This is a genomic window from Sphingobium aromaticiconvertens (genome assembly GCF_037154075.1).
Classification (GTDB): domain Bacteria; phylum Pseudomonadota; class Alphaproteobacteria; order Sphingomonadales; family Sphingomonadaceae; genus Sphingobium; species Sphingobium aromaticiconvertens.
In genome coordinates this window covers 1,680,640-1,694,081 of sequence record NZ_JBANRJ010000001.1, presented here as the reverse complement: position 1 = coordinate 1,694,081, position 13,442 = coordinate 1,680,640, and the positions used below count along the sequence as shown (strand labels likewise).

Genomic DNA, 13,442 nt, shown 5'->3' with positions numbered 1-13,442 from the left:
CCCGGCAACAGGCCGCATCTACCCGACGAATGCCCGCTCGATAACAAACTGGCCCGGTGCGGCGTTGGAGCCTTCGGTGAAACCGTTCGCCTCGAAATACGCCGCGAAATCCTTGATCATCTCCATGCTGCCGCACATCATGATCCGGTCGGTTTCTGGATCGAACTTTGCAGCCCCCGGAATGCCCTCGAACAACGAGCCGTCTGCGACCAGCTTGTCGATGCGCTGGTTGCGATGAAAGGGTTCGCGGGTGACGGTCGGCACATAGTGGAACTGCTGCGCCGCCTGTTCCTCGACCAGCGGATCGCCCGCCAGCTTGGAATCCAGATCGTCATGGAAAGCCAGGTCGCTGACCCGGCGGACCGAATGGATCGCCACCACAGCCTCGTAAAATTCATAAACGTCGGGGTCGCGCGCCAGGCTGAGGAAGGGGGCGAGGCCGGTGCCGGTCGACAGCATGAACAGGCGCTTGCCCGGCAATAGCGCATCGGTAACGAGCGTGCCGGTGGGTTTGCGGCCCAGATAGATGTCGTCACCCGGCTGGATGAGCTGGAGCTTGGAGGTCAGCGGGCCGTCCTGCACCTTGATCGACAGGAACTCCAGTTCTTCTGCCCAGGCGGGGCTGGCGACCGAATAGGCGCGCAGCAGCGGCTTGCCATTGTCGCCGCGCAGGCCGATCATCACGAACTCGCCCGACCGGAAGCGGAAGCTGGCGGGACGACTGATCTTGAAACTGAAAAGATGCTCGTTCCAGTGATGGACCGACAACACCTTCTCTACAGAAAGGCTCGCGGTCGGCTCAAGCGCCGTTGGTGCAGTCGTAACGTCGTTCAAAACCTGTCCCCTGCCATGGGTATCCGCATCGCCCCGCATCGGCGCTAGTTGCGTACCATTCGCAATAAGTGATCTTCTGCGAAATGGCCGTTGCGGCGCAGGAAGGCAAGGCGAAAAAACTTGTCCGGGGGAAAGGCAGCCCTTTCCCGCTGCTTTTATCAGCCGAACAAGCCCTTCGCCAATCCGGCAAGATCGTTCAGGGGGCTGCCGTCGCCATCCTTATCCAACATACCGCCCAGCGATCCCATGATGCCATCGGCCCCGCCAAACTGGCCAAGCAGTTCCTGCAACTTGTCCGCCGAAACGCCATGTTCGGCAGCCGTCGAGGCCAGCGCGGAAATGTCGGTATTCCCGCCCGAAATCTTCGCGCTGATCTCGCTCATCAACGCCTGCATCTGCTCGGGCTGGAGGCCAAGCTTGTCGGCGACTGCCTGAAGCCCGCCCAGATTGCCAAGGATACCGTCGAACATGCTCATCGCCTTATACTCCGCCCTTTATAGATCACCCAAGAATAGCACCGAACCGGGTAGCGGGAAAAGGAAAAGGGACCGGATGCGCCTGCACCCGGTCCCTTCAATTCGCCTGTTCGCCCGGTCAGGCAGCCGTAAGCGCGGCCTGACGGACCGAGGCATCGACATGATCCTCAAACTGGGCAAAATTGTCGACGAACTGCTTGACCAGCTTGGCCGCGGTGTCGTCATAAGCCGCCTTGTCGGCCCAGGTCTCGCGCGGATCGAGGATGGCGGTGTCCACGCCCGATACAGCCGTCGGCACCTCGAACCCGAAATTAGGATCGGTGCGGAAAACTGCGTTGTTCAGGCTGCCATCGAGCGCAGCATTGAGCAGCGCGCGAGTCGCCTTGATCGGCATACGGCGGCCAACACCATATTTGCCGCCCGTCCAGCCCGTGTTGACCAGCCAGCAAGTGACGCCACCCTTGGCGATCCGCTCCTTGAGCAAATTGCCGTAGACCGACGGATGACGCGGCATGAAGGGCGCGCCAAAGCAGGTCGAGAAGGTCGCGCTCGGCTCGGTCACGCCGATCTCGGTCCCCGCGACGCGCGCAGTGTAGCCGGACAGGAAGTGATACATAGCCTGATCCGGGGTCAGCCGCGAAATGGGCGGCAGGACGCCATAAGCGTCGGCGGTCAGGAAGATGATGTTCTGCGGCACCGGCCCCAGATTCTTCTCCGACGCATTCGGGATGAAGTCGATCGGATAAGAGCCACGGCTGTTCTCCGCGAGGCTGTTGTCGTCCAGGTCGATTTCCCGCGTCACGGGGTCGATCACGACATTTTCCAGCACCGTGCCGAATCGCTTGGTTGTGGCGAAGATCTCCGGCTCGGCCTCGGCCGACAGGTTGATCATCTTGGCATAGCAGCCACCTTCAAAATTGAAGACCGCCGTGTCGGACCAGCCATGTTCGTCATCGCCGATCAGCGTGCGGCTGGCGTCGGCGGACAGGGTCGTCTTGCCGGTGCCCGACAGGCCGAAGAAGACGGCGGTGTCGCCATTGGGACCGATATTGGCCGAGCAATGCATAGGCATAACGCCCTTTACCGGCAGCAGATAGTTGAGGATGCCGAAGACCGACTTCTTCATTTCGCCGGCATAGGCGGTGCCGCCGATCAGGATCAGCTTCTCGGTGAAATTGACCGCGATCACCGTTTCGCTGCGGCTGCCGTGACGCGCGGGATCGGCGCGGAAACTGGGCAGGTCGATGATCGTATATTCGGGCGTGAAGCTGGCCAGTTCCTCCGCCTTAGGACGCACCAGCAGGGTACGGATGAAGAGGTTGTGCCAGGCAAATTCGTTGATGACGCGGACGTTTACGCGATGTTCGGGCTGCGAGCCGCCGAACAGGTCGGCGACATACAGCTTGTCCTTGTCACCCAGCGCATGCAAAAAATCTTCCTTCAGCGCAGCGAAATGCGCGGGGGTCATGGGAACATTGGTCGAACCCCACCAGACGGTGGATTCGGTTTCTGCATCGCGGACGATGAACTTGTCCTTGGCCGATCGGCCGGTATGCTTGCCGGTCTTGACGACCAACGGGCCGTCCTTCGCCATCATGCCTTCGCCATTGGCGAGCGAGGCTTCGACCAGCGGGGCGGTGCCAAGATTCCAGAAAGTCGACGCACGCGTCGATATACCCTGGTCTGCCAGAGTAGTTGCGGATTGGGCCTGCACGCTCAATTCTCCTGATAATGATGTTCAGCCGTAAAACGACCTGTCCGACCCGCCCTGCCGCATCATTGCGCGCAGCATGAACGCTTCGAATGCCAAATCGCATAGGCATAAGCGCTACCGCCGTCAAATGGCGGCGGCCCGCCCTACCCCTTCATTTCCTCTTCTCATCCGTCATTGCACCACATGAGTGACCGGGCCGACTTCCTTGCGGCAGGGCGCGCCATGGTATAGCGGTCGAACCCACCTGGCCCGCCAGGCCGCGCCGACATGGAAAGAGTGCATGACCGCAACCATCGCCCTGGTGGATGACGACAAGAATATCCTGACCTCGGTATCCATCGCCCTTCAGGCGGAGGGCTTCATCACGCGCATCTATACGGACCCGGAAACGGCGCTGAAAGCCCTGCTGGATAATCCCGCAGACCTGGCCGTCTTCGATGTCAAGATGCCGCAGATGGACGGGATCGAACTGCTGCGGAGACTGCGTGAGCGCAGCCAGATGCCGGTCATCTTCCTGACGTCCAAGACCGACGAACTGGATGAAGCGCTGGGCCTGGCGATGGGCGCAGACGATTATATCTCCAAACCCTTTTCGCAACGACTGCTGATCGCCCGCATCCGCGCCATCCTGCGCCGGGCCGACGCCAGCCGCACCCCCGCCACGCCGGACGAGCCGGCCGCCGAACCCATCATCCGCGGCCGACTGGAGATGGACCCTGCGCGCCATCGCGTGAAGTGGAAGGGAGAGGACGTGACCCTGACCGTCACCGAATTCCTGATCCTGGAAACGCTGGCCGTCCGCCCCGGCGTCGTCAAGAACCGCAACCAGTTGATGGACGCCGCCTATCAGGACGATGTCTATGTCGATGACCGGACCATCGACAGCCACATCAAGCGACTGCGGCGCAAGTTCCGCGAGATTGACCATGACTTCAACGCGATCGACACGCTTTATGGCGCTGGCTATCGCTTTTCGGAGGAATAGGCGTTTTTCTGAGGACTAAAGAGGTCGACATCGCATCGCGATGGTCCGGGCGCGTCAGCCTGACGCCACGGATCATGGCGGTCAATGTCTTCGCCCTGGCCCTGTTGGCCGGCGGGTTCTTCTACCTCGACAGCTATCGCACACGGATCGTCGACGCACGGTTGGAACAGTCGGCCCGCGAACTGAAGCTGCTGGCGCTGGGCCTTCAGGCGGCGCCACCGACGCGGCAGGACGCGCTGATCGCCGCCTATTCGCGCCAGACCAGCGACCGGGTGCGCCGCTATGATGTCAGCGGGCAACTGGTCAGCGACAGTTTCCGCATGGACGCGCCGCAATATCGCCTGCGCTTGCCCTCCGAGGAGTCATGGCAGCGGCATGTCGCCCGCTTCCTCGACAAAATGATGGACCGCGTGGTGTCGGCCGACCGGCCACCCGATTTCGAGGAGCCGACGATCGACCGCGCGGAGGCCTGGCCAGAGGTGGTCGCGGCGCTGAAAACCGGACGACCCCAATCGTTCAATCGCTACGCCCCGGATCGGACGTTCATGATCACCGCCGCGGTGGCAATGCCGGGCGGCGGGAGCCTGCTGGCGACCGAAAATGCGCGTGACATCACTCGCACGGTGCGAGCGGAGCGGCTGCGGCTGGGTCTTGTGCTGGCGGTGGCGGCGCTGGCGTCGGTGCTGTTGTCGCTGTTCCTGGCGCGAACCATCGTGCGCCCGCTCCAGCAGCTGGCGCGGGCCGCAGTGCGCGTGCGGCTGGGTCGCGCGCGCCAGGTGTCCGTGCCCCGCCTGCCCGACCGTCGCGACGAGATCGGGATGCTGGCACGCGCCTTGTCGGACATGAGCCAGGGCCTGCGCCAACGGATCGACGCCACCGACGCCTTCGCGGCCGATGTCAGCCATGAATTGAAGAATCCCATCGCCTCGCTGCGATCGGCGCTGGAGACGCTCGACCGAATCGACAAGGCCGAGCGGCCGGACCTGCATGAGCAATTGATGGCGATCGCACGGGACGATGTACGGCGGCTCGACCGATTGGTGACGGACATTGCCGAAGCGAGTCGGATCGATGCCCAGCTTTCCCACACGCGCTTCGTACCAATCGATCTGGGGCTGCTGATCGAGCAACTGGTCGTAGCGCGCGAGGCGCGGGGCGTACCGCGCGGCGTGCGGCTGGCCTTTGCCCGCCCGCGCCGCAATGTCGCCGTGGTGTTGGGCGAGGAGCAGCGACTGGTCCGCGTGCTTGAAAACCTGATCGACAACGCCGTTTCCTTCTCACCCGACGGCGCACTGGTGAAAATCATCGCGACCGTTGCGGAAAATGAAGTGCTCGTCAGCGTCGAGGATGAAGGACCGGGTGTGCCGGAAGCGGAGCGTGAACATATCTTCCGCCGCTTCCACAGCGTCCGGCCGGAGGGCGAGACGTTCGGCAAACATTCCGGCCTGGGCCTCGCCATCGCCCGCTCGATCGTCGAGGGGCATCAGGGCAAAATCAGCATTGGCGACCGCGAAGACGATCTGAGCGGCGCCTGCTTCATCGTGCGCCTGCCAATGGCGTTGGAGAAAGATCCGGGCATCGTTTCGGAATAGGCGGTTGTTCGCTACCGCCCAGCGACCAACTTTTCGCTCTCTTCCCAGAAGCGCGCGACCAGTGCCGGATCATTCACGATCGGATTGGGTGTGCGGGGCTGGCGCCTGTACCAGTAGCCGCCGCTGCCCTGTCCACCCTCCGGTGCGGTGGAGAGCCAAAGCAGCGTGTCGGCGCCTTCCTCTTCGGTCGCCTTCTCCATGCCGCGCGAACGCTCTTGCGTGTCGGCGGGGGCGTAGGAGAAGAAGTTGGAATCGACTGCACCTGGATGCACGGCATGAGCCACGATGTCCTCTCCCGCCAGCCGGGTCGCCAGCGCTCGAGCGAAAAGGACATTGGCGAGTTTGCCGGTGCAATAAGAGAGGCCGGGACTAAAGCGCTCCAGATTCTGCATGTCATCCAGATTGATACCGGGGATCATCTCACTGGCGTCGGACGCAGTATTGAGGATGCGGACGGAACCCGCAGGCACTTCAGCCGCCGCAACACGAAGGAGCGGCAGCAGGTCGCGGGTCAGGACGAAGGGACCAAGATGATTGACGGCAAAGTTTGCCTCCAGCCCTTCGGATGTCATCACCAGCCGGTTGGTCATCCCACCAGCATTATTCACCAGCAGGTCGATACGGTCGGTGTGCGCCGCGATGTCGCGCGCGAGTTGCCCTGCGTCCGCCAGCAGCGAAAGATCTGCACGGAGCATGGTGACAGGCGCGCCCGAAGAGGCAGCGTTGATTTCGCGCTCCGCCACCGCCGTGCGGGCGGCATCCCGTCCGGTGCCGATGATGCGCCAGCCCTGACCAGCAAGTGCTTTCGCGAGCGCCTTGCCGATCCCCGAACTTGCGCCCGTCACGACCGCGACGCGGGCCTGTGCTTCTGCCATCATCCTGCTCCCGTTCCGTTGTGGCAGGAAGCTTAGGAAGCGCGGGCGCGGCGGAGAAGGGGCATGCGTGTCGCTCCGGCGATGTTTGGCTTGCTTATCCCTGTGGAGGCGTCGTTTCGCCGATCTCGTCGCTTTCAAGCTTGTCGCCAAGGGTCAGGCCGTGACGCATCAGCATGGGAATGTTGGCTGCGGCGAAGACGACCGAGACGATGGTGACGCCCCAGACTTTGACCGCCAGCCAGGTGTCGAAGGTCAGGCTGGCACGCATCGCTTCGTTGGCGACCGCCATGAATATGAAGAAGAAGGCCCAGTTGCGCGACAGCTTGCGCCAACCCTCTTCCGACAGGCCGTCATAGGCGGCCTGAAGCAGATATTTGAGCAACGGCTTGCCCCGCATCAGCCCCCCCAGCAGCATCAGCGCGAAGAAGGCGTAGATGATCGTCGGCTTGATCTGGATGAATTTCTGGTCATGAAAATAGATGGTCAGGCTACCGAAAAACAGCACCAGCAAGGCCGAAAGCCAGAGCATGGGCGACACCTTGCCCAGCTTCACTTTCGACAGGATCACCGCAACGACGATTGCCGCCATGAAGATAGCGGTGCCCATGATGACGCCCGCGAACTTGTAGGCGAGGAAGAAAGCGAGCAGCGGGCCGAAGTCGAGCGCGAGGCTTAGGGTGCCGCCATGAGTGGGCGCGGCTTTGGGTGTGGCTTCTGTCATCATTTTATTCCAGCAAGGCGGCGTTTAGCGAGCATAAGCGGTTCCGGCGATGGCGCGGGCCATGTCGCGCGCGTCGAAGGGGCGTAGATCCTCGATCTTTTCCCCCACGCCGATCGCGTGAATGGGCAGGCGATATTTGTCCGCCGCCGCGACCAGCATACCGCCGCGTGCGGTGCCGTCCAGCTTGGTCATGACCAGACCCGTGACCTGCGCCACTTCCTTGAAGACTTCGATCTGGTTCAACGCATTCTGTCCCGTGGTGGCATCCAGAACCAGCACAACGTCATGCGGGGCCGCCGGGTTCAATCGGCCAAGGACACGGCGGATCTTCGCCAGTTCGTCCATCAGCTCGGTCTTGTTCTGAAGGCGCCCGGCGGTGTCGACGATCAGCACGTCAATGCCGGTCTGCGTCGCCTGCTTCACGGCGTCGAACACAATCCCCGCCGCGTCGCCGCCTTCCTTGCCAGCGACGATCGGGATGCCAAGGCGATCGGCCCAGATTTTCAACTGACCAATGGCCGCTGCGCGAAACGTGTCGCCCGCCGCCAGCATCACGCCATAATCCTGCTCAAGAAACAGGTTAGCGAGCTTGGCGATGGTGGTGGTCTTGCCCGATCCGTTGACGCCGATGACCAATATCACCTGCGGTCGAGGAAAAGCCTCAATCTCCAGCGGGCGCGCGACCGGGGCCAGCACCTTCTCAATCTCTTCCGCGATAATCTCGCGCAGATAGTCTTCGGTCAGTTCCTTGTTGAAGCGCCCTTCGGCGAGGCGCGCTCGCACCCGGCTCGCCATGGCGGGGCCAAGGTCGGTGAGGATCAGCGCCTCCTCAATCTCATCCAGCGTCTGGTCATCCAGCGCCGCCTTCGAGAAAAGGCCCGTGAGATTTTCGCCAAGCTTGTCGGATGTGCGCCGAAGGCCGCCGAACAGGCGGTCGCGCCAGGTAGGTTCAGTCATGTGCAAGTCCTTTGGCCGCCTCTTGCGCGATCAGCACGCCATTCTCAAGCGCAACGATGGTGGCGGCGGCGATCCGGCAAGGCGCCTGAGCGTCGCGGAAGCGGACGGGCGCGAAATTTTCGGCGTGGCCGGTAAGGCCGTCGCGCTCGACCAGAACCTGCTGGTGGGTGCCGACCAAAGCTTGCAGCCAGAGGGATCGCTGGTCGGCGCAGGCCGCGCGCAGACGGGCGGCGCGGTCCTTGATGACGGCACGATCCACCTGCGGCATCCGCGCGGCGGGCGTGCCGGGGCGCGGCGAATAGGGGAAGATGTGGCCGTGCACGATCGCACAGTCCTGCACCAGCGCCAGGCTGCTCGCGAACATCGCCTCATCCTCGGTCGGGAAGCCCGCGATGATGTCCGCGCCGATGCTGATGTCGGGACGGGCGGCCCTGACCCGCTCAACAATGCGGACCGCATCGGCGCGGCTATGGCGGCGTTTCATCCGCTTGAGGATCATATCGTCGCCCGCCTGAAGTGACAGGTGCAGGTGCGGCATCACGCGCGGATGATGAGCGATCAGGTCGAACAGGCGGTCGTCAATCTCCACGCTGTCGATCGAGGAAAGACGCAGGCGGGGAAGATCGGGCACGGCGGTCAGGATACGCTCTACCAGCAGGCCGAGCGACGGGCTGCCGGGTAGGTCAGGACCGTAGCTGGTGACATCGACGCCGGTCAGCACGATCTCGCCATAACCCGCGTCCACCAACTCCTTCGCCTTGTCGATCACCGCGCCCGCCGGGACCGAACGGCTGTTCCCCCGGCCATAGGGGATGATGCAGAAAGTGCAGCGATGATCGCAGCCATTTTGCACCTCCAGAAAGGCGCGGGCATGGTCGGCGAAGGCGCTGGCCATGTGCGGGGCGGTGTCGCGCACGGCCATGATGTCGGCAACGCGAACCTTGGCCTCCCCTACCCCGCCATAGGAGGCCGCCTCCATCTTTTCGCGGTTGCCCAGCACCTGTGTGACTTCGGGCATGGCCGCGAACATGGCGGGATCGGTCTGGACGGCGCAGCCGGTCACGAGGATGCGGGCGTCGGGACGGGCGCGATGGGCGCGACGGATGGCCTGCCGGGCCTGACGCACGGCTTCGCTGGTGACGGCGCAGCTATTGACGACGATCAGGTCGTCCTGCCCGCCCGCCATCTCACGGATCGCTTCACTCTCCGCGATGTTGAGGCGGCAGCCGAGCGTGATGATCTCTGGCCCGCTCATGGTCAGAACCGGTCCCAGTCAGCCTCGCCGTCGAAGACATGGGTAGCGGGGCCGGTCATCTGGATCGACCCGCCGGGCGTCCAGTCGATGATGAGGTCGCCACCGGGCAGACTGACCGTCACCGGGCCTTGCATCAGGCCCCGGCGGATCGCCGCGACGGCGGTGGCGCAGGCGCCGGTGCCGCAAGCGCGGGTCAGGCCAGCGCCACGCTCCCAGACGATCAGGCGCAGATGGCGCTCCCCCATCACCTGCGCGAAATTGACGTTCACGCGTTGGGGGAAAAGCGGGTCATGCTCGATCAGCGGGCCAAGGCGCGCGATATCGACTGCATTGAGGTTGTCGCAAAAGAAGATCACATGCGGGTTGCCGACATTGACGGCGGCGGGCGCGGGGAGATCCTCCCAGCCGACCGGCATGGTCAGCGTGTCCATCGCATAGGCGAGCGGGATGCGATCCCAGTCGAGGTTGGGCGCGCCCATGTCGACGCTGGCGCCACCGTCCACAGCCTTTGCGTCCAGCAGACCCGCCCGCGTCTCGATCAGCACATCGCGGCCCACGAACAACGGAACGCAGCGGGTGGCGTTGCCGCACGCCTCCACTTCGGAGCCATCGGCGTTGAATATCCGCATCGATACGTCCGCTTTCTCCGACGCGCCGATCAGGATGAGCTGGTCGCAGCCAATCCCGGCATGGCGATCGGCAATCACCTGCGCGCGCGCAGGCGTCATGGACACGGGAGCCGCGCGTTCGTCGATGACGACGAAATCGTTACCTAACCCGTGCATCTTGGAAAAGCGGCCTGTCATGGCACGCCATGTAAGCGGTGCGCAGACAAAAGACCAGTGTGAGCCGCTACGTCTTGCCCACGACCGCCCTTTGCCGACCATAAAGAAAATAGACCGCAAGGCCGATCAGGTTCCATACGCCGCAAGCGATGATCGTCTTCATTGGCAGGCTGACAAACAGATAGGCACAGCCCGCCATCGCGCCGATGCCGACCACCCAGCCGAGCGGCGCGCGGAAGGGCCGCTTCATGTCCGGCGCGCGGCGGCGCATGATGAGCAGACAGGCGCCAACAGCGGTGAAGGCGATCAGCGTGCCCGCATTGGCGAGCGCCGCAATCTCGTCGATCGGCAGGACACCGGCGATGATCGAGACGAGGATCGCGGTGACGAGGGTGATCCGCGCAGGCGTACCGCGCGCAGAGATACGGGCCAGACTTTGCGGCAGGAAGCCATCGCGGGCCATGACCAGGAAAATACGGCTTTGCCCATAGAGGAAGCCCAACAGCACGGTCGGTAGCGCAACAACGGCGGCGATGGCGACGATCCGCGCGACCGTCCCCTCCCCCATTTCCCGCAGGATCAACGCCAGCGGCTCCGGGCTGTCGGCAAAGCGGGTGAAGGACATCGCGCCCACCGCCGCGACGGCGACGAGGATATAGATGAGCGTACAGACCAGCAGCGATCCGATGATGCCGATGGCAAGGTCGCGCTCAGGATTCTTGGCCTCTTCAGCGGCGGTGGAGATGGCATCGAAGCCATAGAAAGCAAAGAAAATGATCGCCGCCGCCGCCATTACCCCGCGCGGCACCCCGTCCGGGCTGACATGGGTGGCAAAGCCATAGGGCATGAAGGGCGTCAAATTATCGGCGTTGAAAACGCGCAGCGCGAAGAAGACGAACAGCGCCAGTGTCGCGATCTTGATCAGCACCAGCACACTATTCAGTCGCGCGCTTTCCTGCGTGCCGCGCATCAGCAGCCCCGCGATGACGGCGATGATGAAGATGGCCGGCAGGTTGATGAGGCCACCCAGTTCCGGCCCCTTCATGATGAGGTCCGGCACGCCCACACTCGCGAGCAGCGGCGCGGCATAGCCCGACCAGCCGACCGCCACGGTCGAAACGACCAGCGAATATTCAAGGATCAGGCTCCAACCGACGATCCAGGCAATGCCCTCACCGATAACCACATAGCTATAGGTGTAGGCGCTGCCCGCAGCGGGCATCATCGTCGCCATTTCGGCATAGGCGAGCGCGGCGCAGGCGCAGATCGCACCCGCTATGGCGAAGGAAAGGAGCACCGCAGGCCCGGCCCGATCGGCCCCGACGCCGATCAGCGTCAATATGCCCGTGCCGACAATCGCGCCCACCCCTAACGCCAGCAGATGCGGCCAGGAGAGGGTTTTGGCCAGTTGCGGTCCATCGCCCTGATGACCCATGGCCTCGATCGACTTGCGGCGTGTCCACGACATCTCGGCTTATCCCCTGATGATCCTGTTATTATCGTGCGCGCACCTTGCCGGAAATTACCAGCCAAGCAAAGAGCTGAACGATGTCGGCTTCATCCCCGACGACATCTTGCAGAACTTGCGCGGTACGCAACTTTGCTTTAAGGGCGCCCTCGCATCCGGCAGCTTCGGCACGTCGGACCTCTGACGACTCCAGGACGCGCACTCGGCGCATCGGATGGACGCTGGCCGGCGAGGTTTCGCCCGCCGGCGATTTTGTCGTTTTGGGGTGCAAGGCTTTTTACGGGCGGTTTCGCCCGGTTTTGAGGTGATGATGTTCGATTCGCTGAGCGATCGTCTGGGTGGGGTATTCGACAAGCTTCGTGGGCGCGGCGCGCTGACGGAGGACGATGTCCGCGCCGCGATGCGCGAAGTGCGAATCGCGCTGCTGGAAGCCGACGTCGCCCTTTCGGTCGTGCGCCAGTTCGTCGACGATGTGACCGAACAGGCGGTCGGCCAGAATGTCCTGCGTTCGGTCACGCCGGGCCAGCAGGTCGTCAAGATTGTCAGCGATGCGCTGACCGCCGTGCTGGGTTCGGAGACTTCCGACCTGCTGATCGACGTCACTCCGCCCGCCGTCATCATGATGGTCGGCCTTCAGGGGTCGGGCAAGACCACGACAACGGCGAAGCTCGCCAAGCGGTTGAAGGAAAAGGACCGCAAGAAGGTATTGATGGCGTCGCTCGACGTTCAGCGCCCCGCCGCGCAAGAGCAGCTGGCGGTACTGGGCACGCAGACCGACGTCGCGACCCTGCCGATCATCGCCGGGCAACAGCCGGTCGAGATCGCCCGCCGCGCGCTCCAGTCGGCCAAGCTCCAGGGCTTTGACGTCGTCCTGCTCGACACCGCAGGCCGCCTGCATGTCGATCAGGCGCTGATGGACGAGATGAAGGCGGTTGCCGACGTGTCGAACCCGGCGGAAATCCTGCTTGTGGTCGATTCGCTAACCGGTCAGGACGCGGTGAACGTCGCGCAGAGCTTTACCGCCCAGGTGCCGCTGACCGGCGTGGTGCTGACCCGCATGGACGGCGACGCGCGCGGCGGTGCGGCGCTGTCGATGCGCGCGGTCACAGGCCGTCCGATCAAATTTGCGGGCACCGGCGAAAAGCTGGACGCACTCGAGGTCTTCCATCCCCAGCGCGTCGCGCAACGCATATTGGGTATGGGCGACGTCGTGTCGCTGGTCGAAAAGGCCGCGGAGTCGATCGACGCCGAGGAAGCCGACAAGCTGGCTAGGAAGATGGCCAAGGGTCAGTTCGACATGAACGACCTGCGTGCCCAACTGGCGCAGATGCGCCGCATGGGCGGCCTCGGCGCGCTGGCGGGCATGTTGCCGGGCCTCAAGAAAGCGCAGGCGGCGATGGCCAATAGCGGCGCCAACGACAAGACATTGATCCATCTGGACGCGATGATCGGTTCCATGACGCTCAAGGAGCGGGAAAAGCCTGTCCTCATCAACGCCAAGCGTAAGATCCGCATTGCCAAGGGTTCCGGGACGAGCGTGCAGGAGGTTAATCGCCTGCTCAAGATGCACCAGGAAATGGAAACGGCGATGAAGAAGATCCGCAAGATGGGCGGATTGAAGGGCCTCGCCAAGATGTTCGGCGGTATGGGCGGTGGCGCAGGCGGCCTTGGCGGAATGCTGGGCGGCGCTGGTGGCGGAATGCCCGGCCTGCCCGGTGGCGACATGCCCAAACTGCCCCCCGGCTTCGACAAGTTCATGAAGAAATAAGTTACGATTTCA

Annotated in this window: 13 protein-coding genes; 4 read left to right on the top strand and 9 right to left on the bottom strand. The window is 63.4% G+C overall.

The window, feature by feature from the left end:
- Positions 1 to 18 precede the first annotated feature (18 nt).
- The 3 genes from WFR25_RS08050 to WFR25_RS08040 form a co-directional block, all read right to left on the bottom strand.
- A complete protein-coding gene (locus WFR25_RS08050; protein ID WP_419723151.1) occupies positions 19 to 873 on the bottom strand; it encodes a ferredoxin--NADP reductase in 855 nt (284 codons plus the stop codon).
- Between the two features lie 119 nt (positions 874 to 992).
- Positions 993 to 1,310, bottom strand: a complete 318-nt coding sequence (locus WFR25_RS08045) for a hypothetical protein (protein WP_336970002.1) — start codon at positions 1,308 to 1,310, stop codon at positions 993 to 995.
- Between the two features lie 118 nt (positions 1,311 to 1,428).
- The gene (locus tag WFR25_RS08040) at positions 1,429 to 3,024 is read right to left on the bottom strand and encodes a phosphoenolpyruvate carboxykinase (protein ID WP_336970000.1); all 1,596 of its coding nucleotides are present in this window, start codon (positions 3,022 to 3,024) and stop codon (positions 1,429 to 1,431) included.
- Between the two features lie 280 nt (positions 3,025 to 3,304).
- Here WFR25_RS08040 and WFR25_RS08035 point away from each other — a divergent pair, with 280 nt between their 5' ends.
- Positions 3,305 to 4,009 (top strand): response regulator transcription factor, encoded by a 705-nt coding sequence (locus tag WFR25_RS08035; protein ID WP_336969999.1) that lies wholly within the window; start codon positions 3,305 to 3,307, stop codon positions 4,007 to 4,009.
- Positions 4,006 to 5,601, top strand: a complete 1,596-nt coding sequence (locus WFR25_RS08030; RefSeq protein ID WP_336974778.1) for a sensor histidine kinase — start codon at positions 4,006 to 4,008, stop codon at positions 5,599 to 5,601. The genes WFR25_RS08035 and WFR25_RS08030 overlap by 4 nt, the downstream gene beginning before the upstream one ends.
- An 11-nt stretch (positions 5,602 to 5,612) precedes the next feature.
- On the opposite strand, the gene WFR25_RS08025 is transcribed toward WFR25_RS08030, so the two are convergent.
- The 6 genes from WFR25_RS08025 to WFR25_RS08000 form a co-directional block, all read right to left on the bottom strand.
- On the bottom strand, positions 5,613 to 6,479 hold the full coding sequence (locus tag WFR25_RS08025) for an SDR family NAD(P)-dependent oxidoreductase (RefSeq protein ID WP_336969998.1): 867 nt from the start codon (positions 6,477 to 6,479) through the stop codon (positions 5,613 to 5,615).
- A 91-nt stretch (positions 6,480 to 6,570) separates the two neighbouring features.
- Positions 6,571 to 7,197: a septation protein IspZ gene (gene ispZ, locus WFR25_RS08020; RefSeq protein ID WP_336974775.1), complete on the bottom strand. Its 627-nt coding sequence runs from the start codon at positions 7,195 to 7,197 to the stop codon at positions 6,571 to 6,573.
- A 24-nt stretch (positions 7,198 to 7,221) separates the two neighbouring features.
- Positions 7,222 to 8,154, bottom strand: coding sequence for a signal recognition particle-docking protein FtsY (gene ftsY / locus WFR25_RS08015; protein WP_336969997.1), 933 nt, complete (start codon positions 8,152 to 8,154; stop codon positions 7,222 to 7,224).
- On the bottom strand, positions 8,147 to 9,409 hold the full coding sequence (mtaB, locus tag WFR25_RS08010; protein ID WP_336969996.1) for a tRNA (N(6)-L-threonylcarbamoyladenosine(37)-C(2))-methylthiotransferase MtaB: 1,263 nt from the start codon (positions 9,407 to 9,409) through the stop codon (positions 8,147 to 8,149). The genes ftsY and mtaB overlap by 8 nt, the downstream gene beginning before the upstream one ends.
- Before the next feature lie 2 nt (positions 9,410 to 9,411).
- On the bottom strand, positions 9,412 to 10,215 hold the full coding sequence (gene dapF, locus WFR25_RS08005; protein WP_336969995.1) for a diaminopimelate epimerase: 804 nt from the start codon (positions 10,213 to 10,215) through the stop codon (positions 9,412 to 9,414).
- Positions 10,216 to 10,261: 46 nt separating this feature from the next.
- Complete coding sequence (locus WFR25_RS08000) at positions 10,262 to 11,662, bottom strand: amino acid permease (protein ID WP_336969993.1); 1,401 nt, start codon at positions 11,660 to 11,662, stop codon at positions 10,262 to 10,264.
- A gap of 16 nt (positions 11,663 to 11,678) precedes the next feature.
- Between WFR25_RS08000 and WFR25_RS07995 the strand changes: the two genes are divergently transcribed.
- Both WFR25_RS07995 and ffh read left to right on the top strand, forming a co-directional pair.
- Positions 11,679 to 11,846 (top strand): hypothetical protein, encoded by a 168-nt coding sequence (locus WFR25_RS07995; RefSeq protein WP_336969992.1) that lies wholly within the window; start codon positions 11,679 to 11,681, stop codon positions 11,844 to 11,846.
- A 123-nt stretch (positions 11,847 to 11,969) separates the two neighbouring features.
- Positions 11,970 to 13,430 carry a signal recognition particle protein gene (gene ffh, locus WFR25_RS07990; RefSeq protein ID WP_336969990.1) on the top strand — a complete coding sequence of 487 codons (1,461 nt, stop codon included), beginning with the start codon at positions 11,970 to 11,972 and terminating at the stop codon, positions 13,428 to 13,430.
- Positions 13,431 to 13,442: the final 12 nt, after the last annotated feature.

Bases quoted from the DNA above. Each gene is read 5' to 3' on its own strand.
- WFR25_RS08050 (WP_419723151.1), bottom strand. From the start codon at position 873: ATGCGGGGCGATGCGGATACCCATGGCAGGGGACAGGTTTTGAACGAC.
- WFR25_RS08045 (WP_336970002.1), bottom strand. From the start codon at position 1,310: ATGAGCATGTTCGACGGTATCCTTGGCAATCTGGGCGGGCTTCAGGCA.
- WFR25_RS08035 (WP_336969999.1), top strand. From the start codon at position 3,305: ATGACCGCAACCATCGCCCTGGTGGATGACGACAAGAATATCCTGACC.
- WFR25_RS08025 (WP_336969998.1), bottom strand. From the start codon at position 6,479: ATGATGGCAGAAGCACAGGCCCGCGTCGCGGTCGTGACGGGCGCAAGT.
- ispZ (WP_336974775.1), bottom strand. From the start codon at position 7,197: ATGACAGAAGCCACACCCAAAGCCGCGCCCACTCATGGCGGCACCCTA.
- ftsY (WP_336969997.1), bottom strand. From the start codon at position 8,154: ATGACTGAACCTACCTGGCGCGACCGCCTGTTCGGCGGCCTTCGGCGC.
- mtaB (WP_336969996.1), bottom strand. From the start codon at position 9,409: ATGAGCGGGCCAGAGATCATCACGCTCGGCTGCCGCCTCAACATCGCG.
- dapF (WP_336969995.1), bottom strand. From the start codon at position 10,215: ATGACAGGCCGCTTTTCCAAGATGCACGGGTTAGGTAACGATTTCGTC.
- WFR25_RS08000 (WP_336969993.1), bottom strand. From the start codon at position 11,662: ATGTCGTGGACACGCCGCAAGTCGATCGAGGCCATGGGTCATCAGGGC.
- WFR25_RS07995 (WP_336969992.1), top strand. From the start codon at position 11,679: ATGATCCTGTTATTATCGTGCGCGCACCTTGCCGGAAATTACCAGCCA.
- ffh (WP_336969990.1), top strand. From the start codon at position 11,970: ATGATGTTCGATTCGCTGAGCGATCGTCTGGGTGGGGTATTCGACAAG.